The 22,682-nt window shown below is 39.6% G+C and carries 22 protein-coding genes; 6 read left to right on the top strand and 16 right to left on the bottom strand.

Annotation, left to right across the window (positions count from 1 at the left end; translation table 11 throughout):
- The first annotated feature begins 45 nt into the window (after positions 1–45).
- The 3 genes from flgA (at position 46) to F8B77_RS06530 (ending at position 1,761) form a co-directional block, all read left to right on the top strand.
- Positions 46–768, top strand: coding sequence for a flagellar basal body P-ring formation chaperone FlgA (flgA, locus tag F8B77_RS06540; protein ID WP_244298223.1), 723 nt, complete (start codon positions 46–48; stop codon positions 766–768).
- A gap of 200 nt (positions 769–968) precedes the next feature.
- On the top strand, positions 969–1,280 hold the full coding sequence (gene flgM / locus F8B77_RS06535; protein WP_151654688.1) for a flagellar biosynthesis anti-sigma factor FlgM: 312 nt from the start codon (positions 969–971) through the stop codon (positions 1,278–1,280).
- Positions 1,281–1,332: 52 nt separating this feature from the next.
- A complete protein-coding gene (locus tag F8B77_RS06530) occupies positions 1,333–1,761 on the top strand; it encodes a flagella synthesis protein FlgN (protein WP_151654687.1) in 429 nt (142 codons plus the stop codon).
- 343 nt (positions 1,762–2,104) lie between these two features.
- On the opposite strand, the gene F8B77_RS06525 is transcribed toward F8B77_RS06530, so the two are convergent.
- Both F8B77_RS06525 and F8B77_RS06520 read right to left on the bottom strand, forming a co-directional pair.
- The gene (locus F8B77_RS06525) at positions 2,105–2,536 is read right to left on the bottom strand and encodes an LPP20 family lipoprotein (protein ID WP_151654686.1); all 432 of its coding nucleotides are present in this window, start codon (positions 2,534–2,536) and stop codon (positions 2,105–2,107) included.
- A gap of 11 nt (positions 2,537–2,547) precedes the next feature.
- Positions 2,548–3,183 carry a FlgO family outer membrane protein gene (locus F8B77_RS06520; protein ID WP_151654685.1) on the bottom strand — a complete coding sequence of 212 codons (636 nt, stop codon included), beginning with the start codon at positions 3,181–3,183 and terminating at the stop codon, positions 2,548–2,550.
- A gap of 162 nt (positions 3,184–3,345) precedes the next feature.
- Between F8B77_RS06520 and F8B77_RS06515 the strand changes: the two genes are divergently transcribed.
- Positions 3,346–4,482: a flagellar assembly protein FlgT gene (locus F8B77_RS06515; RefSeq protein ID WP_151654684.1), complete on the top strand. Its 1,137-nt coding sequence runs from the start codon at positions 3,346–3,348 to the stop codon at positions 4,480–4,482.
- 414 nt (positions 4,483–4,896) lie between these two features.
- On the opposite strand, the gene glyA is transcribed toward F8B77_RS06515, so the two are convergent.
- Positions 4,897–6,147, bottom strand: a complete 1,251-nt coding sequence (gene glyA / locus F8B77_RS06510) for a serine hydroxymethyltransferase (RefSeq protein ID WP_151654683.1) — start codon at positions 6,145–6,147, stop codon at positions 4,897–4,899.
- A 326-nt stretch (positions 6,148–6,473) separates the two neighbouring features.
- Between glyA and F8B77_RS06505 the strand changes: the two genes are divergently transcribed.
- Positions 6,474–7,082 (top strand): YitT family protein, encoded by a 609-nt coding sequence (locus tag F8B77_RS06505; protein ID WP_151654682.1) that lies wholly within the window; start codon positions 6,474–6,476, stop codon positions 7,080–7,082.
- A gap of 64 nt (positions 7,083–7,146) precedes the next feature.
- Here the strand turns inward: F8B77_RS06505 and F8B77_RS06500 are convergent, their stop codons facing one another.
- From F8B77_RS06500 to F8B77_RS06445, 13 genes are all read right to left on the bottom strand, one after another.
- A complete protein-coding gene (locus tag F8B77_RS06500; protein WP_151654681.1) occupies positions 7,147–7,473 on the bottom strand; it encodes an MliC family protein in 327 nt (108 codons plus the stop codon).
- A gap of 233 nt (positions 7,474–7,706) precedes the next feature.
- On the bottom strand, positions 7,707–8,675 hold the full coding sequence (locus F8B77_RS06495) for an ABC transporter ATP-binding protein (protein WP_151654680.1): 969 nt from the start codon (positions 8,673–8,675) through the stop codon (positions 7,707–7,709).
- The gene (locus F8B77_RS06490; RefSeq protein WP_151654679.1) at positions 8,672–9,679 is read right to left on the bottom strand and encodes an ABC transporter ATP-binding protein; all 1,008 of its coding nucleotides are present in this window, start codon (positions 9,677–9,679) and stop codon (positions 8,672–8,674) included. The genes F8B77_RS06495 and F8B77_RS06490 overlap by 4 nt, the downstream gene beginning before the upstream one ends.
- Before the next feature lie 76 nt (positions 9,680–9,755).
- Positions 9,756–11,594, bottom strand: coding sequence for an extracellular solute-binding protein (locus F8B77_RS06485; RefSeq protein ID WP_167512779.1), 1,839 nt, complete (start codon positions 11,592–11,594; stop codon positions 9,756–9,758).
- Between the two features lie 84 nt (positions 11,595–11,678).
- Positions 11,679–12,722 carry an ABC transporter permease gene (locus F8B77_RS06480; protein WP_208846102.1) on the bottom strand — a complete coding sequence of 348 codons (1,044 nt, stop codon included), beginning with the start codon at positions 12,720–12,722 and terminating at the stop codon, positions 11,679–11,681.
- Between the two features lie 11 nt (positions 12,723–12,733).
- Positions 12,734–13,762: an ABC transporter permease subunit gene (locus F8B77_RS06475; protein ID WP_151654676.1), complete on the bottom strand. Its 1,029-nt coding sequence runs from the start codon at positions 13,760–13,762 to the stop codon at positions 12,734–12,736.
- Positions 13,763–14,023: 261 nt separating this feature from the next.
- Positions 14,024–14,191, bottom strand: coding sequence for a hypothetical protein (locus F8B77_RS17515; RefSeq protein ID WP_167512778.1), 168 nt, complete (start codon positions 14,189–14,191; stop codon positions 14,024–14,026).
- Between the two features lie 213 nt (positions 14,192–14,404).
- Entirely contained in the window at positions 14,405–15,136 is a 732-nt protein-coding gene (locus F8B77_RS06470) for a DUF3726 domain-containing protein (RefSeq protein WP_151654675.1), read from the bottom strand.
- Positions 15,133–16,833 (bottom strand): hypothetical protein, encoded by a 1,701-nt coding sequence (locus F8B77_RS06465; RefSeq protein WP_151654674.1) that lies wholly within the window; start codon positions 16,831–16,833, stop codon positions 15,133–15,135. The genes F8B77_RS06470 and F8B77_RS06465 overlap by 4 nt, the downstream gene beginning before the upstream one ends.
- An 89-nt stretch (positions 16,834–16,922) precedes the next feature.
- Positions 16,923–18,521 (bottom strand): BCCT family transporter, encoded by a 1,599-nt coding sequence (locus tag F8B77_RS06460; RefSeq protein WP_151654673.1) that lies wholly within the window; start codon positions 18,519–18,521, stop codon positions 16,923–16,925.
- A 98-nt stretch (positions 18,522–18,619) separates the two neighbouring features.
- Positions 18,620–19,609: a membrane dipeptidase gene (locus tag F8B77_RS06455; RefSeq protein ID WP_151654672.1), complete on the bottom strand. Its 990-nt coding sequence runs from the start codon at positions 19,607–19,609 to the stop codon at positions 18,620–18,622.
- Between the two features lie 56 nt (positions 19,610–19,665).
- Entirely contained in the window at positions 19,666–21,129 is a 1,464-nt protein-coding gene (locus F8B77_RS06450; RefSeq protein ID WP_151654670.1) for an aldehyde dehydrogenase family protein, read from the bottom strand.
- Positions 21,130–21,217: 88 nt separating this feature from the next.
- Positions 21,218–21,601 carry a RidA family protein gene (locus tag F8B77_RS06445; protein ID WP_151654668.1) on the bottom strand — a complete coding sequence of 128 codons (384 nt, stop codon included), beginning with the start codon at positions 21,599–21,601 and terminating at the stop codon, positions 21,218–21,220.
- A 168-nt stretch (positions 21,602–21,769) separates the two neighbouring features.
- On the opposite strand from F8B77_RS06445, the gene F8B77_RS06440 reads away from it, so the two are divergent.
- A complete protein-coding gene (locus tag F8B77_RS06440; RefSeq protein ID WP_151654666.1) occupies positions 21,770–22,654 on the top strand; it encodes a LysR family transcriptional regulator in 885 nt (294 codons plus the stop codon).
- Positions 22,655–22,682 lie beyond the last annotated feature (28 nt).

Below are 22,682 nucleotides of genomic sequence, written 5' to 3'. Positions count from 1 at the left end.
ATTAAGAACACGACATACCATATGGCACTTTATAAAAAATTTTTAATGATAATAAAAAGAGAAGGTAAGCCTGTCACTTTTTATCTACTTGTAAGCCTTATCGGCATATTTATAAGTTTCTTTAGTGTGAATGTTCATGCTGCCACAGATATGCAGCTAAAGGCAATCAAACAGGCAGCTGAATCTTTTATTGAAGAGCAAATAGATACCCCTAAAAATGGAACTCTGCAAGTAGAAGCGGTTCGAGTTGATAGTCGTATTCACGCAACTGACTGTCCTACCCCCTTAATAACCACATTACCTGGTAAACTAAATACCAGTGGAAATACCTCAGTGTTAGTTGAGTGCCCAGAAGACGATTGGAAAGTCTATGTCCCTGTTAAATCAGAGCTTATGATGCCATTAGTTACCGCTATCATCTCCCTATCACGCGGACACTCTATTTCGCCTCAAGATTTAACATTAACGCTCGTTGGCAGTCGACGATATCGCCGCGGTGGTTATATAAATCAAGACGATATCATTGGTGCGCGCATAAAACGCAGCGTTCGAGCGGGTGAAGTTGTAGAAAAAAACGACATCTGCATGGTATGTCGCAATGACAGTGTTATAATTAAAGCAGTAAAAGGGGAGTTAAGCATTCTCACTAAAGGCACAGCACTCGGTGATGGTGTGCTTGGTGAAAAAGTAAATGTAGAGAATGACAAATCAAAACGCATTGTTAGTGGTATTGTTACTGCTGTGGGTGAAGTGAGTATTCGTTTTTAACTCATAATCACTTTTATTTTCTAAACTATCTGCAAACAATGCCGATATATTTTTTATGGCACTATTTATGCTTAGCTTTACCATAGCTAAAAATAATGAAAAAAAGCGTCAAAAAATTTCATTATTTGCTTAAGTTATTTTTTTGACAGCCGATAGATAGATTAGAAAAATGTATTAACCCGGCTAAAAGGCTTGAATATATGACAAGTATTGACCAACTACGTGCTAGCCAAGCAATGGCAACATTACGTAATCAAGCTCGTGTTGATTCTGGTGATAAGTCACCTGTAAATTCGACACCTGCAATGTCTGCGAAAATGGATGCGGTTTCTTTAAGTAACCAAGGTAAAGAGATTGGCCAAATGCACCAACAACTAGCAACAGAACCCTCGTTTAACGAAGATAAAGTTGCCGCAATTAAAGCAGCTATCGCAAATGGCTCTTATTCTGTTGACCCTGAGCGCTTAGCAGACAACATGATTAAATTTGAAGATGAATTAGCCGGCCTATAATAACCTAGGCTGGTTACTCATCTAGCGCTAACCTAATAAATATTGAGAGAATATGGCTCAAACATTAACTGAATTATTGGATCTGCAACGCAGTGTTGCTTTGTCTCTTTCGACGGTATTACATCGAGAGAAGCATGCTATTGCCAGTAGAAAACCAGCAGAAATGGAAAGTATTGCTCACGACAAACTTGGCTTACTAAACCAACTGCGCCAATATGATCAGCTATTAGGAAGCCATGCAGAAAGACAGCTCCTCTCTGAAGATAATGCACTAACAGAAAAAGTGACGGAAATTAAATCCATCATTCATGACTGTAAAGAAGAAAACACCGTAAATGGTGAAGCACTTCAACGTGCACAACTAAGTTTTAATAAGCTAAATAACCTGATGCAACAGAGCCGTGGTAAAAATGGCATGACTTATACCGCTGAAGGCCAAACTCGTAACATCACCACATTAGGTACTAACGTAAAGGCGTAACCTACTTTGTTATTTTCCCAATACCTAATTAATGTCTACAGTGTTTTTCATATAACACTGTCGTGACTATTATTGTTCTATCCTTTGCTTCAACTAAACTTCCTTTCCTCATTATTCCCCATACTTTCTATTCTTACCATTTCATACTTAAATTTATCCCAATGAACTAATTAGATGACCTATGTATTACACAGAAAAATCACTTGAGAGGAAGACGATAATTATTAGATTTGGTATTACTCCTTAAGTTCTAATATAAAAAAGCCCTCAGCACTTTAAGCACTAAGGGCAATAACGTTATGTCGAATGAGAGTTTCTAACTAACCGTGTTTATCACTATTAATTAAAATAACGTTGTTCTGCGTTGGGTTGACGGTACATCATAAACCTGGCCTTGGTTTTTCATGCGCTCCATCTTTTTTAAATCTAATTTTAATTCAGTCACATAACTGTCGCCAACGGGGTAAGTTCTTACCACTTCAGCTCCGCGGATAATACCATCAACACCAGCAGAGGTGGTTTCTTCTCCCAGCTGTTGATCATTCATCTCAACTTTGCCGCTGATACGCATACCATACACTTGCTCGGCTAACTCTCTATAAGCATCAACCTTAGAAGCACGCATTGCACGCATACGTTTTTCATCAATATTTTTTCCAGCTTGCTCACTAATGCTAGCGTAACCAACCGCGGTCAAGTGATCGCTTTCGCGCATGACACCAATTGGTTGACAACCAACTAATACTAATAGAACTAATAAAAACCAATGTTTCATATCTGCTTCCCCTATGGACGTAGGATAATGGTATGACGCTCTGCTTTTTGAACATCAGAACGAATAATGACACCATCTTCCATACGCACTGTATTTAGTGTGTCTAAATCACGGCCAATTCGATCCGCCGGAAGGAACCCTTGTGCCGATGCGACAACAACTCGAGTTTGCATACCAATAACACGGGCGTTAATTAACACTCCGCCATCTTGGCGAAGCATTGTACCAGTTAGTACGTAATCAACTTGTTGCTCTTGAACTAATTCTTTCCAATCACGACTAAAAGCAAAATCACCTTGTTGAGTAACTCGGATATTGCCCGTTGTTTTATAATCAATAACTTTGAAGCCACGGCGCTGAAGCTGGAAAATAAAGCTCTCTGTTACTGAATTGCCTAACCAGTTTGTTTGGTCCATTTGCTGTAAATCAACAAAAGACGTAATGGCAATTGGTGAACGAGCAGATAACGTCGTATTTGATGTTACTAACTGCTCAGTTAAACTTTCAATGAAGTAATCCATGGTATGTCTCGGCGTATCCGCCAACATAAAAGGACTGCCATTATATGGTTCTTTACCATTATAAATTGGTGAGTAGGCGCACGCACCCATCAGCATTGATAGCAGGATTACAACTAATACTCTCATTCTATTATCTCCAGATAATGTTTTAATATACTTATTGGTTAAGCGTCAAATTCAAACTAGGAACAAAACTTGCAGTAGTTTATGAAACGCAATTTGTAAGTACTTTTATCAATCAACAAATATTAGCAAGCAAATTTCATACCCATTTGGCAGATATCAGCAATGAAAAAAATATTATTACTACTTACCTCAATATTAACAATAACTTACACTCTACCTTCAAAAGCTGAATGGTTTGAAGTAACTGGCTCTGCAAGTGTATTAACTAACAAAAAGGCGGCAAGATCAAACGCACTAGAAGATGCCGCTTACCAAGCTATGCTATTTTCTGGGGCTGATATTAGCCGCTTAATAGATTTAAAAACCTTTTTAGAGAATGATAAAAAGCACTATCAATTCAGTGGAAGTGAAATTCGCAGTATTGAAGTGATAAAAGAGAAGACGAAAAATGGTAAGATCTATATTACGACCCGAATTGATATCTACCCTTCGGCAAACAGTTGCCATATTGGCCAATATAAGAAAACCTTGATGACCAGTGAGATCACAATCAACTCACCGCAACAAGCGGTAATGGGTAAGGTATATCAATTGGGTGAAGATCTAAGTACGGTCTTTTCCCGTCAAGTAGATAAAGAATCACAAAGCTTTGTTTCTGTTGGAAACTCTCATATTCGTATTGATAAGCGTCAACCTGACGTTGTCAAAATGATTGCTGATGATCATGGCGCACAATACATTTTCTCAGGAAACATCACCGATTTAAGTGCGACTGTTGAGCAAAATTTACTAAAAAAAGACACGATAAATAGACAATTTGCCATTGAAGTTACTGTATTAGATGGCAAAACAGGCCAAACCGTTTATAACAATAATTACCGTGAAGTCGCACTGTGGGACTTTCCTAAAACCAGTGAAGTTGATACCCAAAGTGCTCGCTTTTGGACTTCAGCTTTTGGTGAAATGGTGCTTAGAGTTAACCGAGATATTATGCTTGATCTCGAAAACCAATTCGCCTGTAAAATGACGTTGCCTCAAATTGTCAGTATCAATAATAATCGTATATCGATGGATCTTGGTCGCATCCATGGCGTTAAGAAAGGCGATAAATTAGAACTTTGGCATACTGGTTCATTTATTGATCAAAACGGTTTACCGCGTAATAAAGTATCTAAAACAGAAATTACATTAACCGTTGCTCGTGTGTATGAGCAAAATGCTGAGCTAACTATCGATCAACCACAATTGCTTAACAGTATCCAAATCGGAGATGTGATGCATAAAGTTGCCATTCAATAGATTCGATGATGTCTTTTCTTAAAAAATAAACCACATATTTTTCGTGGTTTATTTTCATTTTGAGTTATGCCCCCTCGTTTTCCACTTATTTATGCGATATTTTTTCTATACAATCAGCTCTCCACACATCGCACTAGCTATACTTAAAGAGATATATGTCACTATATCTCCAGTGCTAAACGTATTTATGTCGCGACTCGCATTCATGGCATTGTCACCCGCAGTGGGGATAATTATAGCCATCAGCCCTACTATTGCGTGGCCAGTGGCACCCTTGCCATTCAGATTGTCTTCCCCTTAGCCGGTTGTGACTCTGCTATCTTGCAAGCAGACGGGGCTGCCAGCTTTACTGAGCAAACAAAAAAGCTAGCCCATCACAGGCTAGCCTTTAAAATATAGTCTTGAGAAAAAGTATTAAGCGTATACAGGTAGACGCTTACAGATCTCTAACACTTTTGCTTTTGTCGCTTCGATAACAGACTCATCACCCATGTTGTCTAGAATGTCACACATCCAGCCAGCAAGTTCTTTCGCATCAGCTTCTGAGAAACCGCGACGAGTGATAGAAGGAGAACCGATACGGATACCAGAAGTAACAAATGGGCTACGTGGATCGTTTGGTACAGAGTTCTTGTTAACCGTAATGTTAGCAGAACCGAGTGCCTCATCCGCTTCTTTACCTGTAATGTCTTTGTCGATTAAATCAACTAGGAACAGGTGGTTCTCCGTAGAACCTGAAACGATGTTGTAACCACGAGTAAGAAACTCGGCAACCATTGCTTTTGCATTAGCAACAACGCGGGCTTGGTACTCTTTAAACTCAGGCTCTAGTGCTTCTTTAAATGCAACCGCTTTACCCGCGATAACATGCATTAGAGGGCCACCTTGGCCGCCAGGGAATACTGCTGAGTTTAGTTTCTTGTAAAGATCTTCACCTTCGTTAGAAAGAATAAGACCACCACGAGGACCTGCAAGTGTTTTATGAGTCGTTGTTGTCACTACGTGTGCATGTGGTACTGGATTAGGGTAAACACCAGCAGCAATAAGACCCGCTACGTGAGCCATATCTACGAAGAAGTAAGCGCCTACTTTATCTGCGATTTCACGCATACGCGCCCAATCACATACTTGAGAGTAAGCAGAGAAACCACCAATGATCATCTTAGGTTTATGTTCTACTGCTAGAGCTTCCATTTCTTCGTAATCAATTTGGCCAGCTTCATCAATGCCGTAAGGAATGATGTTGTAAAGCTTACCTGAGAAGTTTACTGGAGAACCGTGAGTTAAGTGACCACCGTGTGCAAGGCTCATGCCTAATACTGTATCGCCAGCATTTAGAAGTGCCATGTAAACTGCATTGTTTGCTTGAGAGCCTGAGTGCGGCTGTACGTTTGCGTACTCTGCACCAAACAATTCACACGCACGATTAATAGCTAGTGTTTCCACTTTATCAACGAACTCACAACCACCGTAGTAACGCTTACCAGGGTAACCTTCTGCGTATTTGTTTGTTAATTGTGAACCTTGAGCTTCCATCACTCGTGGGCTAGTGTAGTTTTCAGAAGCAATCAGTTCGATATGCTCTTCTTGACGTACTGTTTCTTCCTGGATTGCTGCAAACAAGTCTGCATCGTAATCTGCAATGTTCATATCACGCTTAAGCATCTGTATCTCCTGACTCAGATAAATATAAAACCCAAAAATAGCCCAATGACGCAAACGATTACGTCACTAGTCTTAACTGTGATGTATTCTACATAATTTGATCTAGATCAGATACCCTAAATTACATATTTCTTTATCATTTTTGAAGAGGATTCCTCATTATCAACATGAATGGGATTCAATATGTGTCAATAATTTGCTTTACACTATGTAAAGGCTTTACTACAAATCTTCTCTTATATTTTCCGACAATCGATTGCATAAATTTATAATCCTACTATTCTTTCGACCATTATTTTATTGGTACAAGAACAGACCCTGTCGTTATGGAAAAAATTAAACACACTCACAAGGAAGATGTCATTGCTATTCTGACAGGCACTTTCTTAGTCTCTCAAGGCATTTTCTTTTTGCAAGCCGCTCAACTCTTAACTGGGGGTACCACTGGATTGGCGCTATTATTGAGCCAAATGAGCGGCGTTAGTTTTGGTATTTTATATTTCACTTGTAACTTGCCATTCTATGCTCTGGCTTGGCAACGGTTTGGGAAACAGTTTGCATTAACCAGCTTAATCTCTGGTGGTCTTGTTTCTATCATGACTGATCATTTGAATATGATGATCTCAGTGGATCATATTAATGACATTTACTGTGCTGTCGCTGGTGGTTTATTGATGGGATTAGGTATGCTTATTTTATTTAGGCATCGTTCTAGTTTAGGTGGTTTTAATGTCCTTTGCTTGTTCATTCAAGAGAAGTTTGGAATATCGGTAGGTAAAGTTCAAATGGCGATCGACTTCTGTATTTTAAGTGCTTCTTTCTTCTTTATAACCCCTTGGTTATTGGTTGTATCTGTTCTTGGTGCCGCGGTATTAAATATCGTCCTTGCAATGAACCATAAACCTAATAGATACATTGTGACTTATGGGACGTAGTGCCTAACCATCACATTGAATGAAAAAAGGCGATGCGTTATTAATAGCATCGCCTTTTCTTTACTTATTTAATCACCGTACAATTCTTTAAAACTACACGACCTAAATCCAGCCGAGCTTCATCCCCTTTTCCGTGAAATACTATCGCAGCGCTAATATCAGGCATTCCATCATCTGAAATATACTTCATTCCTGATGCTGATACGGCACGCTTTAAAGCATAATCGCCTTTAGGTAATTGCAGTAATGCTTTGTCTTCATTAAACGTTATCTGAAAATTTTTACCACCATCGCACTGATAGTTAACTGGTTGCGCAGTTCCCATATCAGGCATTGTAGATGAACAACCAGCAAGTAATCCTAGGGCCGTAAAAGCCAATAACTTTTTCATGATTTTCTCTCATTCTTTTTTATTAACTATAGGATAAAACAAGCAAATACAGATGTTTCAAAAAAGATATTTATACCATTCTGGATAAGTCTTTGTTCAGATAATTGCGTAGGAAAAATCGATTAGAGCAAGGTATAAATTACAGTAACTAGTGGATCTAATTACAAAATTTATAACGCAGATATAATCGATTTTAACAAGCAAGAATGATCAAATACTTATGTAGATTGGTATTATCTATATAAATGGCAAGCCACTTCATGCCCATTATCAGAAAGTTCATGCCTTATCGGTTCTTTAGTGAAGCATTCTGCCTCTGCTTTTGGGCAACGAGTTGAAAATCGACATCCTTTGGGAGGATTAATAGGCGAAGGAACATCTCCTTTTAAAATAATCCGCTCCTTTCCTCTACATCTAGGATGAGAAACAGGTATCGCAGACAGTAGCGCTTCAGTATAAGGGTGCTTTGGCGAGTGATATAAGGTTTCCGAATCACCATATTCAACAATTTTACCTAAGTACATGACTGCTACTTTGTCTGAGATGTGCTTCACAACCGATAAATCATGAGCAATAAAAATCAACGCTAAGTTCATCTCTTTTTGTAAGTCTAATAATAAATTCACTATCTGAGCTTGAACTGACACATCCAATGCAGACACTGATTCATCACACACTATTAATTTTGGTTTTAACGCTATGGCTCTTGCGATACCAATTCTTTGCTTTTGACCACCCGAAAACTCATGAGGATAACGCGTTGCTGCACTCGCAGGTAAACCGACTTTAATCAGCAAGTCTTCCACCCATTGTTTACGTTCTTCTACTGTTCCCACTCCGTGAATAACAAAAGGCTCTTCTAGAATCATCTCTATCGTGTGTCTAGGATTCAGAGACTCTGTAGGATCTTGAAAAATAATCTGCATGTCTTGGCGAAGTGACCGCATCTCTTTATTGCCAAGCTCTGTAATATCATGACCTTCAAAATATATACGCCCTGCTGTTGGCTCAAATAACTTTAGAAGGCTACGACCTAATGTACTTTTCCCACAACCAGATTCCCCGACAAGCCCAAGCGTTTCACCTTTATTAACACTCAGTGAAACCCCATCAACCGCATGAACTACATATCCCTTATTAAAGATCCCTTTTCCTGAATAAAAATACTGCTTAAGACCATTAATTTTTAATAACTCACTCATTTAACCACCTCATTACTGGCAATTAATTCATGAGTAAAATGGCAACTTACCTGATGCAATAAACCTACCTCACTCATGATTGGCACCTCAGTGTTACATATGTCTTGCTTGTATTTACAGCGTGTTGAAAATCGACAACCTGCTGGCATTTCATGTAATGAAGGAACCGTACCCTGAATGGTTTCAAGTTCTGTTTTTGGCTGTAAACTTAAACTCGGCATAGAAGACATCAGGCCTTGCGTGTATGGGTGCTTTGGATTATCAAACAATTCAAAAATACCCGCTTGTTCTGCCACCCTCCCTGCATACATCACGACAACTTCATCACAGATCTCAGCCACCACGCCAAGATCATGAGTAATAAAAATAATCGACATGCCCGTTTCATCTTGCAGCTTTTTCATTAACTCTAAAATCTGCGCCTGAATGGTGACATCTAACGCTGTCGTTGGCTCATCACAAATTAAAATGTCAGGTTCACATGCGAGGGCAATGGCTATCATGACACGCTGACGCATACCACCAGACAAATTATGGGGGTACTCATGAATCCGAGATCCCGGTGATGGGATGCCTACTTTTTCTAACATCTCTAAAGAATAGGCGAGGCGCTGTTTTTTACCTAAATCAGGACGGTGAAGTTCTAGTACTTCGTGAATCTGCTTTCCTATAGTATGTACGGGGTTAAGTGCTGTCATTGGATCTTGGAAGATCATGGAGATACGATTACCACGCATTTCATATAATTTATCAGGGCTTAGCTGAACCAAATCCGTCTCATTATATAAAATTCGCCCCCCGACTACATTGCCATACGGCTTAGGTAATAACCCCATAATAGACATCGACGTGACACTTTTCCCACACCCTGATTCACCAACAATACCAATGGTTTTTCCTTTTGGGACTTGAAAGCTAACACCATCTAACACTCTTACTGTGCCATCATCAGTTTGAAACTCAGTCACTAGATCTTCTACTGATAAAACAATCTTTCTATCCATATGCATCTTCACTGTTTTTATTAGTATGTTGTCACTAGGAGATCCCTCTCCTAACCTTTACGTTACTTAGTTAAACTTATAGTTTGTAAGTGTCATCAATGATGGTCACTGACTCAAAGGTTTTGCCTGATTTCATTGCTGCTTTGGTTTCTTTCTTCGCTGCTTCATCAATCCAGAAGGTGCTGAATGTTTGAGAGAATCCCCAACCGTGGAATAAATACCCAGTCTGTTTAGTGGCTATATTTTCTGGCAGTTTCATCCAACGCCAATAACCTGCACGTGCGTATGGCACCATATAACCTGGAACAATAACGTTAGCATCCGCAATCACTTGTTGGATCTTGCGAGAAAGCGCTCGTTTTTTCTCAATATCAAATTCATTTTTGAATGAGTCGATTAAACTATCTAGCTCTGGAGAGGTGAAATTAGTGAAATGGTTAGTTTGTGGTTTATTGGCATTATCTGAGTGGAAATATTCCCAATAGGCAGGAATGTCGCCTGTGCCCATATTATGGAAAGAGATATCGTGCTTTTTCTCAAGTACATATTTAAACATACTTGAGCCATCAATAAGATTCAGCTCAAGATCCAGCCCTGCCAATTTTGCCTGCTCTTTTAATACCGCAACACGAGGAGTGAAAGATTGCTGAGAATAAGTAACGGCAAAACTTAGTCGCTCGCCCTTATCATTAACACGAATACCATCAGAGCCGACCTTAGTGAATCCCGCTTTCTCAAAATATTCGATGGCTTTTTTAGCATCGAACTTAGGCGCCTTAATCTCTGTATTGTCATAACCAATATGACCAAATCCCATGCCATTTGGCTTACGAGAATAATCCCCACGAAGGACTTTCTCTATCATCATGTCAAAGTCAGTCGCAAACATAATGCCTTTACGAACATTAATATCGTTCAGCATTGGTTTTGCCGTATTCAACCATAGTCCACCTGCTCCCACTGGCGCTTGGTTAAACACCCATGCTTTTTGTATGTACCCATTTTGATAGTTTTTACCGGAAGATTTTTCATGCCAAAGGTCAGGACGAACCAAATCAAACGAATCTAAATTGCCTTTTTCAAAATGCTTTAGCGCAATATCAGCATCGCGGATCACCTTGATATTAATTTTTTCTACGTTGTAACGATGTTGGTTATACTTATTTTCATAACCCCACCAATCTTCACCTACGTGTTTAAAGGTAATGTTTTTACCCTTTTTAATTTTATCAATATAGTAAGGTCCTGTGACAGGCTCTGGCTTGAAGTTGTATTTACGAACAAATTTATCATCAATGCCATCGTTATTTTTATCCACCTTTGGCTTACCATAAAAGTGTTCAGGTCGAGGCATTAAGTTGGTGTACTGAATCAATTCATCACGGTTACGAGCTTTAGCGGACACAACAGCTATCGTATTGTTATCAAAGGTAATGATGTCCGCAATTTCATTAGTAAAAAAGTCGTTATACCAAGGGGCAACAATGTCTGTTGAACGCATCAACTTAAGCATAAACTGATAATCATCCGCGGTTACTGGTTTACCATCACTCCATGTCGCTTTTGGGTTTAACTTAAAATAAACGGTTTTATTATCATCACCAAACGCCCACGACTGAGCCAGCCCTGGAAGCCACTCTCCGGTATTAGGATGTTTAATTAATGGGGGTAAGTTTGCTTCTAAAATCCACGCTCTAAAAGACCCATTAGAGTCAGGTCCAACGGTTCGAAAAGTCTGTGGGAAACTTAATGTGTATGCTCGATACGAACCACCAAAGATTGCTTCAGAAGAGGCAAACGTGGGTGCTGTGTCATTGGTTTGCCATTGTAAATTATCAGGTAACTCTGCTGAAAATACATGAGAGCTGAATAACGCAGTGGTAGATAGTACTAATATCGTGAGTTTTTTATTCATAATTATCGATTCCTTTCTTTTTATCTCTATTTTCGATATGGTCTAGGGTCCTGCTTTCCATCAACCTAGATTAATAGTTAATACTTAAACGTATCGAGTGTGTTTCTTTGGATCGAAGGCTTCACGTATCCCTTCCCCAATAAAGGTCACCATAATTAATACCGTAACAATCGCAGTCACAACGGAGCTTGCTATCCATGGTGAATCTAAATTTGATTTTCCTTGTTGCAATAGCTCCCCCCAGCTTGGTGTCGGTGGCATTAAACCTAGCCCCAAATAGTCCAAAGCAGTGAGAGCCGTGATATTTGCGACAATAGTAAATGGCGCTAAAGTCACGATCATCACCATGGTATTAGGTAAAATATGATGGAACAAAATTCGAGAATTAGATGCCCCTAGTGCTTTGGCTGCCATTACGTATTCACGAGCCTTTTCTTTATAGGTCATGGTTCGCATATACCATGTCATTCCCATCCAGCCAAACATGACATTAATTAAGGTAAACAACATAAAGCTGGGCTTCATAATAGATACCAATATCATGATGACGTATAAGAAAGGCACCATAGACCAAATTTCAATAAAACGTTGGAAAAACAGATCGAACTTGCCACCAAAGAACCCCATTGCACAACCAACAGATACGCCAATTGCGTAAGATATTGCCAAGGTAATTAAGGCAAAGCCCATGGCAATCCGAAAGCCATAAACCAATCGCGACACAATATCTCGACCAATCGTATCGGTGCCTAAGTAATGCTGTCCTTCAAGGCTGGGCTCTGTAGGAGGAAAATCCCCTGAAAAATCTTGTTCATAAGGATTCCATGGAACAATGGGCATAATAACAAAATTGCCTTGCCCCTCTTGTTCAAACTTAATTTTCAACTCTCTGTAATTGGTTTCATGAACATAATCTAAACCAAAGGTCTCTCCAGATTTTACGCCACCATAGGTTGGAAAATGCCACTCTCCTTGATAACTAACCAATAATGCTCTGCTATTAACGAACACTTCCGCAAAGATAGAAAGTACCAGTAGTAAAAACAAAATAAGAAATGACCAATAGCCTCGTTTTATCGCCTTAAAACGTTGAACTTTCTTTTGCGTCAATGGACTTAAATTTAATATAGACGTCATAATTAAGCTCCAAACTTCACGCGAGGATCAACCACAGCAACACACACATCAGATAAAATATTGCCTAGCATCAGCATCATGGCGTTAATGGCAAACAACCCCATAACGACTGGGTAATCTCGCTCCATTATCGCTTCGTAGCCTAGTAAACCAATACCATCAATATTGAAAATAACCTCGATGAGAAACGAACCCGTCATAAAAAACATCAGTGAATTACCAAAGTGACTCGCAACAGGGATCAAACTATTACGTAAGGCGTGTTTACGAACGGCTTTTCTAAATGGCAACCCTTTAGCGATGGCGGTACGAACATAATCCGCCGCTAAGTTTTCCATTAAGTTATTCTTCATGGTCATCGTAAGTAGAGCAAAATCACCGATGAGATAGCAAAACAGGGGTAATACGGCATGCCATATAATGTCTTTTATTTGTTCAAAAGCGCCGAAATCATCAAAGTCATCGCCAACAAAGCCACCCATTGGAAACCATTCTAGTTGATAGCTAAATAAACTAATTAAGAACACACCAATGACGTAACCCGGCAAAGCAAAACCAACAAAAATAGCAATGGAAGAGGTGGAATCAAGAATGGAGCCATGCTTTAACGCTTTTAAATAACCGAGAGGAATGGAAATAAGATAACTGAGTAGAAAGGTCATTCCTCCATAAAAGAGAGAAACAGGTAAGCGCTCAGCAATCATATCCCATACGGGTTCGTAATAACGGGTCGATTCACCAAGATCAAGCACTACTAATTTTGTTAACCAATCATAATAGGCTTCAAAAACGGGCTTATCTAAACCATAAAACGCATTAAGCTCGGCGATTTGATCTTCTGATAAGGCATTATTTCCATCAGTTACACTGCTCGTTCCACCCGTTTCAGCGCTTCCCTGCATTTGTAAGCTCAGAAGCATACGCTCTACAGGGCCACCGGGAACAAAACGCGTTAACGCAAAAATAAGTAAGGTAATACCAATGAAGGTTGGGACAACCAATAAAAGTCGTCTAAGTAGGTAAGATATCATCCGTGATTATTGCTCCATATCCTTCAATAAACTCCGTTGTCTATTATTTCTATAATAGTTTTATTAACTTAGCCCAATGATTAAGTAACTACAAAGCCAAGGCTTGATAATGTAATAGAGTTAACAGTTTGCAGAATAGTGAGGGGATAAGGAAGAAAAAGGCCGTTTTTTTGATACCATTATTATAAAAGTGCAACAAAGTAAACCTCATTGGATTAAACTATCCGAATAAGGGAATAAAGAATGTGTTAACGCAAAAAATCACTCAAAAGGTATTGCTATCAAATGAGCTAATATTTCTTGTTGTTGTTTTTCAGTTAATTGGTCCCACGTATTTACAGTGTAATCTAGTTTTTCATGTTGAATTGGCAATTTCTTTGTCGTTTCTAAATCTGAAACCATACTGTTACTTGTATCTAACGTATTCATATAAACCACCCCTTCCATAAATACTTACTTAAATACTTATTTACATACTTATTTACATACTTATTTACATACTTATTTACATTAGTGTAAATTACCTTATGTAAAATTGCCTTATAAATATACAGAAAAACAACCTTAATGTTGGGACAAGTGTAAAAAGGCACTCATTTTTTACCATGAGCGCTATTAGTATGCATTACTTTTTTATTCTACTTAGACCGATTCACCAGCCCCTTTTAGAGATTGTTCACTATTTTCGACTAAAATAGCGGTCGCGGTTTTTTTCAAGCTTTCCCAATCAACATCGTCAACATCAATGCCATTTCGCCATGCATTCTCTTGTGTTGAACTTAATTCCGCAGAATCAATATGGATACTGTATCCTTCAGACAGTGCCATTACATCGAAATCTCTTACTGATAACTCAATCGTCATATCATTAAGATAACCACTGTTTAGATCTATTTTATCGGATAAGAATAATTCAGGAGCCACACACCCTCGATTCAAAACATATAAAGTTCGCTTAGGGCTCGTACCGTTTTCCCAATGAGCTTTACAAGCAATACCTTTCGCTGCCAACTTTACTAATTCACTGTAAGCTAACCAACGGTTATGGCATTTTTTAAGCGTGATCGTTAAGTTTTTTTTCTCTACCATTTTTTCAACCGCATAATCAACAATTACAGGTAAATGACAAGCCACACTGCAACCGTGTAAGTCCACCACCAAGTTCCCTGAGTTGGACATTGTAATATCGACAGGGCAATCTTCCTCAGCTATTAAAAACTTGGTAGCATTATTAAAATGCATAACGCCATTAAGCCCAACCATTTGCAGGTCTGCCACCATGTTCGCAATGATATCAGCCTCTCCACAGGTACGTCTCATCCCCATAAATGCCTTATTAGTTACTGCAACTAACTCATTATGTGAAACGATCATTCGCTTTCTCCTTCGACTGACAATAATGGGAACAGCCATTCACCATCATTAATCTCATCGAGCAGTGGCGCTCCTTGAAAAAACGTAACTCTAACCCAGCGATCTGAGCGAGGATCAAATTTTGTCGCGCCAAACACAGCTAATTTACAGCGTAATAAATGCATAGGTAAAGACGACTTATGTAGTACATTCATTTGAATATCCCCCATTGTCTTATGCCCTAATGTCCATACCCGACGCACAATAGCGCGATACTGAGGGTGTTCTACTAGAAATTGAGCCAGAGACATACTCATTTCACATTTCAATAGTTCATGATAAAGACAATACACTTGACGACCGATATCTAATGGTAACTCTCTGTCTTCTCCTTTTTCTTCTCCTCTAACCCCTAATCGAGGCTCTTCTTTATCTTGTGAACGATACCAAAACCAGTAATTATTCTCTGGTTTAGTAAAATCAGTGCCGATTGCCCATTGATAACAACCTTCTATGATTATCTGCAAATTTTGCACTTTTTTCCCACTCGGTAGAGAAAGCGTTTCACTACAGTTCATTTGCTCTTCAAATCTATCGACTAATTCTGGATGAATTTCCATTAAGCAAGACAGAAGAATCTCTTGTGCTTCTAAGCTCATATTATGCGCTTGAGTGACTACATCCCCCCAAGTTGAACTCAGAGCAAGTACATTATCTAAATTGTTCGCTAACTCTTTTAGTTCAGACACTGCAATATGATTAAGGTTATCTTGAACTTCATTAATAGTAATAACCTGCTCTAAGTGCAGCACTGCTTTTTTCAATAAATAATCCAGAGGTGATTTCTTATTCAGTGACACCCTGTGATGAAGAACCTCAGCCAAAGCCATTTCACGAGCAAACATCCACTGATCAACAATACAAGGATGATTAATTAAATACGGTGCCATCCCTAACCCCGTTGCATTACCAACACCAAGATAACGTTGTAATTCACGATGCAAGCTAATTGCCTTCTCGCCACCAGTTTCTGTCGCTAAGTAATGAACCCAATCTAAGCTAAATTGACGTAATAGATAAACTGCACACATTTGCGCGCTAAACGATTGATTAAAATCTGCGTTATTCTCTAATAATTTAAAATCCGCAATACCAAATTTGCCATTACCATAAACAGCTGTTGTACGTAGAATATACCCTACCTCAAGCAACTCTTTTTGGTTAGGTTGTTCGCCTCTCGATAAATGCGAAACAAGATGTTGAAAGGCTCTAACACTTTTATTCGCTCTTGATAATACCAATACATTGTTAGGGTTTCTTCCTGCTTCTTGCAACGGTACATTGGCTTTTAGTCGAGTTAATAACTCGACATCAACATCACCAAGAACCAAGGCAAAAGTAACATCCCACTTTTCGGCAATAACACGGTCATTCCGCTCTTCATCTGCTATTTCATCACAAAATACCACGAAGTGATAAACATCATGTGGAGTCACTAATTTATAAATAACATGCCCAAAACCTTGCGGTGATAACAGCCATTCATGCTTAGTCACTTTCCAGTCTTGCTGTACCATTTTTCGTATTAGGCTACGAACAAAACTGATCCTATTTTGATGCATTGCACCTAGTCTTTCTGGTGCCATTACAATTTCAGGTTTACGCAGATGAGTTTTAGCGTACGTTGAACGATGTGCATCCATGTTCCTCACCACCATTTCTCGTTAGAATTATACTAATAGGTACTCTTTTATTAGAGCCAGATAGAGTGGTGTTTCCATCACTCTATTCACGTTATTGATGTCGTTTATAGACCTTGCTCTTTGGCCATTTTCATTGCTATCTGTGGCGCGTTCCACAATGAAGGCAAAAGAATCAAAGAGACAGGAACCGCGGTGATAACAATGAAGGATTGCAACGCAGAAATACCACCAGACCCAAGGGAGATTAAGATGATTGCGCTTAACCCCATCATCACCCCCCAAAAAGTTCGGATAATGGCATTAGGTTCAGTCTCACCACTGATCACGACACTAATGGTGTACGTCATTGAGTCACCTGTTGTCACAATGAAGATAGTGGTTAAGATAAGAAATAAGATAGATATCAGCATTGGCATTGGTAGTTGAGATGTGACAGCAAGTAAAACCCCCGGTAAATTAAACCCTTCAAAGGCAAGGCTCACGCTACCTGGATTCGCAATTTCAAACGCCAATCCAGATCCACCAACAATAGTGAACCAAAAACACGTCACTAACGGTGCAACAATACAGATCATAGATACTAACTGACGAATACTGCGACCACGTGAGATACGCGCAATAAAGATGGCCATCATTGGTCCGTATCCTAGGAACCATCCCCAGAAAAAGACGGTCCACCAACTTAACCATCCTTCATCGCCACGATATGTCGCCATTGGTATGAAGTTATCAATCATGCTGCCAACGCTTTGAATATAACTATTCACAATGAAATTGGTTGGACCAAAAATAAGGATATAAAGCATAAGTAAAACGGCTAAAATAACGTTATATCGACTTAACATTTGCATGCCGCGGTTCAAACCACTTAATGCTGATAAGGTATATAATGCAATCGCAAATAATATGATAATGAGCTGTGTGTTAAATCCATCAGGAATATCAAACAACGCGTTTAACGCATAGCTCACTTGTAAACCTAAGAAGCCAATTGGACCTATCGTTCCCGCAGCAACGGCGACAATACAACATGCATCAATTAATGCTCCAGTGTGCCCTTTGAGTACACGTTCACCAAAAAGAGGGTAAAGTAGAATTCTCGGTTTAAGAGGTAAGCCTTTATCATAATGCAGATGCATAACAACAATTGAAGTTAACCCTCCAACTACCGCCCAGGCTAAAAAACCCCAATGCATAAAAGATTGTGATAATGCGTTTACAGCACCTTGCTGAGCACTCTCTTGAGGTCCATACAATGGTGGAGCATTAACAAAGTGTGCTATTGGTTCAGCTGCGGCCCAAAATACCCCACCACCAGCAAGTAAAGTACAAAAGATAATAGCAACCCATCGAAAACCACCCATTTCAGGTTTATCGATCCCCCCGAGTATAACTCGCCCGGTACGTCCAGCTGCAAGCCCAAGAGCAATTAAAAATGTCAGTAATAAAAGTAACTGCCAGTAAGGACCAAATATTTTCACGGCCAATGAAAAGCCAGTATTTACAACGGTTGATAAAAACTCTCCATCAACCAATGCAAGTAAAACAAATAGAGCGATAAAACCGCCGCTATACCATAAAGCAGGGTTATCAAGCCCTAACTTTTCAGATGTTGATTCCTTACTTTGTAGTGTTGAGGTTTTAGTTTCCTTTTTTATCGTGTTTTTATTTGACTCTTTCACGCTATTGGCTAAATCTGACATATTCTGACTCCAGAAGTTGCTTTGCAGCTGCAAAGGTGTATTTACCACCCGCCCTGTTATCTTTCTATTGACTAGGCTGCTCCATGTATGGGTATGCTTTACGAAATAGGCTCTAATCCTTGTTGTAAAAAGTTAAACCAGTTTCCACCCAGTATGTTCCCCGCCTCAGATTCACTGAATCCGTGACGCATTAATCCATTGTAAATATTTTCCATCCCTGCGCTTCCACAGAACCAAGGAAGCGCATCTGGCCATCCAGCATTACTTGCAGAGCCTTCACCGTAATTCATCGCTTTTGACCAGCGACCATTACGCATCCACTCCAACACTTCTTGTGGTTGATTTAGGCACAAATCACTTCCAATACCTAAATGTTCAATTCCAACCATGTCGGCCGTTTTTGCTATCATTTGGCAAAAGTCATTTAATGAACATTGACTGCCATTTGGCAGATGAAATGGATATAAACTAAAACCAAGTAAGCCACCACATCCTGCCAAGGCTTTAATTACTGCATCCGATTTATTACGTAATGCATCATGAGCAAAAGAAGGATTTGCATGGCTAATACAAATAGGACGTGACGATAAATCAATCGCTTCAAGCGTTGAGCGCTCTGCACTGTGAGACATATCGACGATCATTCCCACACGATTCATCTCTTCGATCACTTGTTGACCAAAACGTGTGATACCACTGTCATTTTTTTCATAACATCCCGTAGCTAGTAGACTTTGGTTATTATAGGTCAACTGCATGATCAGTAGCCCTTGCTGACGCATAACCTCAACCAAACCAATTTCATCTTCAATGGGAGAGCAATTTTGTGCGCCAAAGAAAATGCCGACTTTGCCCTTCGCTTTAGCAGTCTCAATATCAGCCATCGAATAAACAGGCATGATTAGCTCTGCATTTTGCTCAAAACGTAAATTCCACTCAGAAAAACGGCTCAAGGTTTCACGTGCATTTTCGTGATATACCATAGTGACGTGAACCGCAGTAATCCCACTGGCTTTTAAGGTTTGAAAATATTCTCGGTCCCAATTGCAATACTGCAATCCATCGATAACAATCCGTTGTTGATACATAAATCACCCCTTATTTCATTTCGGTTTCATCTAGTTGAGTAGATTTTCCATCCATTTTAATAAGGACGTTGGTAGGCTGTTTTCACCACTGTATAAAACTCTTTTGCGTATTGGCCTTGTTCTCTAGGGCCAAAACTTGATTCTTTACGACCACCAAATGGCACATGATAGTCCGTACCAGCAGTAGGTAAATTCACCATTACACAGCCCGTTTGAGCTTGTTGTTTAAACAATGAACTCGTGCGTAAACTTTGAGTAATAATGCCACCCGTTAACCCAAAACGAGTAGCGTTAGTCGTTGCAATTGCTTCATCTAAATCAGACACGCGGATCACACTCGCCATTGGTGCAAAGACTTCTTCTTGGTTTACTTCCCACTTATTATCCGTGTTAATAAATAGCGTTGGAGACATATAGTAACCATCATGTTCAAGAGTTAAACGCTCACCACCAAATGCCAATTCAGCACCACTTTGGCGTGCATTTTCTATCCAGCTAAAGTTTGCATCTAACTGATTACCGTCAACCACTGGCCCCATGAAGATGCCATCTTCTAATGCGTGACCTACTTTTAATTCACTCATGCGCTTAATTAGCGCTTCAACATACGCATCATGAATACCATCCATAACAACTAAACGAGATGACGCTGTACATTTTTGACCTGCACCAGAGAAAGATCCTGCAATGGTTGCTTCAACCGCGGTTTGAATATCCGCATCATCAGCAATCACTAACGCATTTTTACTGCCCATTTCTAGCTGGCAACGTACAAAGTTTGGTGCGGTAGCCGTTGCTACTTTACGTCCCGTATCAACCGATCCCGTAAAGCTCACGCCATTGATCTCTTTTGAATTAATAAGCGCATTCCCCACCTGAGAGCCATTACCTAATACCAAATTAAATGTACCTTCAGGCAAGCCTTGTCGGTGAATAATTTCAGTAAGAGCAACCGCACTTGCAGGTGTTAAATTCGCAGGCTTCCAAATGACACTGTTACCAAACGCGAGAGCTGGAGCTATCTTCCAAGCTGCAGTTGCAGTTGGAAAATTCCAAGGCGAAATCACCGCAATCACACCGACAGCTTCACGCGTTACTTCAACAGAAACACCCGGTCTTACAGAATCGGCACTATCACCAATTTGACGTAGCACTTCAGCGGCAAAATATTGAAAGAATTGACCCGCACGATAAATCTCACCACGACCTTCCATAAAAGGTTTGCCTTCTTCACTTGATAGCAAACGTCCTAATTCATCACAACGGGCAATTAACTCATCACCAATCGCTTGTAATACTGCTTGTTTACGCTCTAGTGGTGTTTTCTCCCACAGTGGTTGTGCTTTTTTTGCAATTGAAACTGCATCTTGAACTTGGCTTGCACTTGCTTGAGCGAAATGACCTAAATCCTGCGTAATATCTGATGGGTTAATGTTAGTAATAGTACTGATCCCAGATTGCCATTCGCCGCCAATGTATAATGATTTCTCTGCTTGAATATTTAGTGTTTGAACTGTCATGCTATCTTCCTTGTTCTAAGATTATTGCTTGTAAAAATAAGCAATAAAAAACGAATGCTTTAGTATTTAATAAGGTAAAGCGTTGGGCTTATTCTGATCCGACTGCGGCATAAACAACAAATTCAACGAGCATTTCTTCTCGAGCTAACCCAGCAACAATCATTGCAGCACGGTTTGGATAAGGTGCATTAAAGTACTCTGCGTACACTTTATTTACAGTGGCTAAATACTCTCTATCAGTCACATAAATTAATACCTGCAAAACAGAATCTAAAGACTCACCAGCACACTCTAAGGTATGAGCTAAGTTGTCTAGTGTTTGGTGTGCTTGCGCTTCAATGCCGCCTTCAACAACCGCACCGGATTGGTCAATTGGGATCTGAGCGGTATATAAAGTTCCGTTATTTACAATTGCCCACTCAAGTGGCGCTTTAGAGGCAAATAAGTCAGTTTTTATTGAATGCTTTTTCATTTTAGTCTTCACGCTCTCATTCGTCATGTAATAACAATGTTTCAATATGGTTAAATATTGCACATTGACAGATGATAAATCTAACGGTAAATTTTTTACATTCGATAAGAAAAACTAATCACTTTAGTAAGAGTTCGATAAATAAAGGGCTGACAGGAGGGAGGATAAATGAGTATCAAGCTACAACAATTGAAACACTTTACTTTAGTCGTAGAAGAAGGAGGCTTTCGCGCTGCATCAAATCGTGCAAATCGTTCTCAAGCGGCGTTATCAACCTCAATAAAAGAACTTGAACGTATTTTAGAGCAACCTTTATTTGAAGCGGGTAATAAATCTAAATTAACGCCTTTTGGAGAGATCTGTTTTCCTAAAATAAAACAGTTCTTAGGCGTTTATGAACAGCTAACTAACGACTTACGTGCTGATGCGGCAGGCCAGCAAGGACGAGTTCGTATCGCAAGTGTTCCTTCTGTTGCTGCAAAATTAATCCCGAGTGTATTGGGAGCATTTAGTGAGAAGTATCCAAATGTGGAAGTCAGTTTAATTGATGATAATGCTGCCGCCGTTGAAGCAAGATTATTATCTGGCGAGGTCGATTTAGCGTTAGGGAATTACTCTCAATTAGAAGAGGAAGCGATTCACTTTACTCCGCTTATCGCCGATCCAATTGGGGTGGTGTGCTTAAAAGATCATCCAATAGCCAATAACCTCGATGGTGTAGAATGGCAGGCGTTACTCTCATACCCTTTTATTAAAAACGGGACTTGTTCTTTACTTAATTCCACTCCTGCTCACGTACTCAGTCAACAGGCCCTCTACTCTGTAGAGAATATCACCTCATTGTTTTCAATATTAGAACTCGGTATTGGAATTACGACCTTACCCAAATTGGCTTTCCCAACCAATGAAACCCGTTTACTCTGGATCCCTTTGATTGATCCACCATTAGAACGACACATTGGAATATTTCAGTTAGCAGGCAGAACCATCTCACCACAAGCTCAGCAATTCTATGAATTATGCGTTCAGTACTTAAATTATCACGAAGGATAATCAATAAAAAAGCGCACAAACTTAAAGT

It is taken from the genome of Aliivibrio finisterrensis, from assembly GCF_008933155.1.
In the GTDB taxonomy this organism is placed as follows: Bacteria; Pseudomonadota; Gammaproteobacteria; order Enterobacterales; family Vibrionaceae; genus Aliivibrio; species Aliivibrio finisterrensis.
This window is presented reverse-complemented; position numbering and strand designations above follow the sequence as displayed.

Excerpts from the sequence above, each read along its gene's own strand:
- F8B77_RS06465 (WP_151654674.1), bottom strand. The coding sequence starts at position 16,833 with ATGGTGGTGAGGAACATGGATGCACATCGTTCAACGTACGCTAAAACT.
- F8B77_RS06440 (WP_151654666.1), top strand. The coding sequence starts at position 21,770 with ATGAGTATCAAGCTACAACAATTGAAACACTTTACTTTAGTCGTAGAA.
- F8B77_RS06475 (WP_151654676.1), bottom strand. The coding sequence starts at position 13,762 with ATGATATCTTACCTACTTAGACGACTTTTATTGGTTGTCCCAACCTTC.
- F8B77_RS06460 (WP_151654673.1), bottom strand. The coding sequence starts at position 18,521 with ATGTCAGATTTAGCCAATAGCGTGAAAGAGTCAAATAAAAACACGATA.
- flgM (WP_151654688.1), top strand. The coding sequence starts at position 969 with ATGACAAGTATTGACCAACTACGTGCTAGCCAAGCAATGGCAACATTA.
- F8B77_RS06485 (WP_167512779.1), bottom strand. The coding sequence starts at position 11,594 with ATGAATAAAAAACTCACGATATTAGTACTATCTACCACTGCGTTATTC.
- F8B77_RS06525 (WP_151654686.1), bottom strand. The coding sequence starts at position 2,536 with ATGAAACATTGGTTTTTATTAGTTCTATTAGTATTAGTTGGTTGTCAA.
- F8B77_RS06520 (WP_151654685.1), bottom strand. The coding sequence starts at position 3,183 with ATGAGAGTATTAGTTGTAATCCTGCTATCAATGCTGATGGGTGCGTGC.
- F8B77_RS06450 (WP_151654670.1), bottom strand. The coding sequence starts at position 21,129 with ATGACAGTTCAAACACTAAATATTCAAGCAGAGAAATCATTATACATT.
- F8B77_RS06515 (WP_151654684.1), top strand. The coding sequence starts at position 3,346 with ATGAAAAAAATATTATTACTACTTACCTCAATATTAACAATAACTTAC.
- F8B77_RS17515 (WP_167512778.1), bottom strand. The coding sequence starts at position 14,191 with ATGAATACGTTAGATACAAGTAACAGTATGGTTTCAGATTTAGAAACG.
- F8B77_RS06495 (WP_151654680.1), bottom strand. The coding sequence starts at position 8,675 with ATGAGTGAGTTATTAAAAATTAATGGTCTTAAGCAGTATTTTTATTCA.
- F8B77_RS06490 (WP_151654679.1), bottom strand. The coding sequence starts at position 9,679 with ATGGATAGAAAGATTGTTTTATCAGTAGAAGATCTAGTGACTGAGTTT.
- F8B77_RS06530 (WP_151654687.1), top strand. The coding sequence starts at position 1,333 with ATGGCTCAAACATTAACTGAATTATTGGATCTGCAACGCAGTGTTGCT.
- F8B77_RS06470 (WP_151654675.1), bottom strand. The coding sequence starts at position 15,136 with ATGATCGTTTCACATAATGAGTTAGTTGCAGTAACTAATAAGGCATTT.
- F8B77_RS06500 (WP_151654681.1), bottom strand. The coding sequence starts at position 7,473 with ATGAAAAAGTTATTGGCTTTTACGGCCCTAGGATTACTTGCTGGTTGT.
- F8B77_RS06455 (WP_151654672.1), bottom strand. The coding sequence starts at position 19,609 with ATGTATCAACAACGGATTGTTATCGATGGATTGCAGTATTGCAATTGG.
- F8B77_RS06505 (WP_151654682.1), top strand. The coding sequence starts at position 6,474 with ATGGAAAAAATTAAACACACTCACAAGGAAGATGTCATTGCTATTCTG.
- F8B77_RS06445 (WP_151654668.1), bottom strand. The coding sequence starts at position 21,601 with ATGAAAAAGCATTCAATAAAAACTGACTTATTTGCCTCTAAAGCGCCA.
- glyA (WP_151654683.1), bottom strand. The coding sequence starts at position 6,147 with ATGCTTAAGCGTGATATGAACATTGCAGATTACGATGCAGACTTGTTT.
- flgA (WP_244298223.1), top strand. The coding sequence starts at position 46 with ATGATAATAAAAAGAGAAGGTAAGCCTGTCACTTTTTATCTACTTGTA.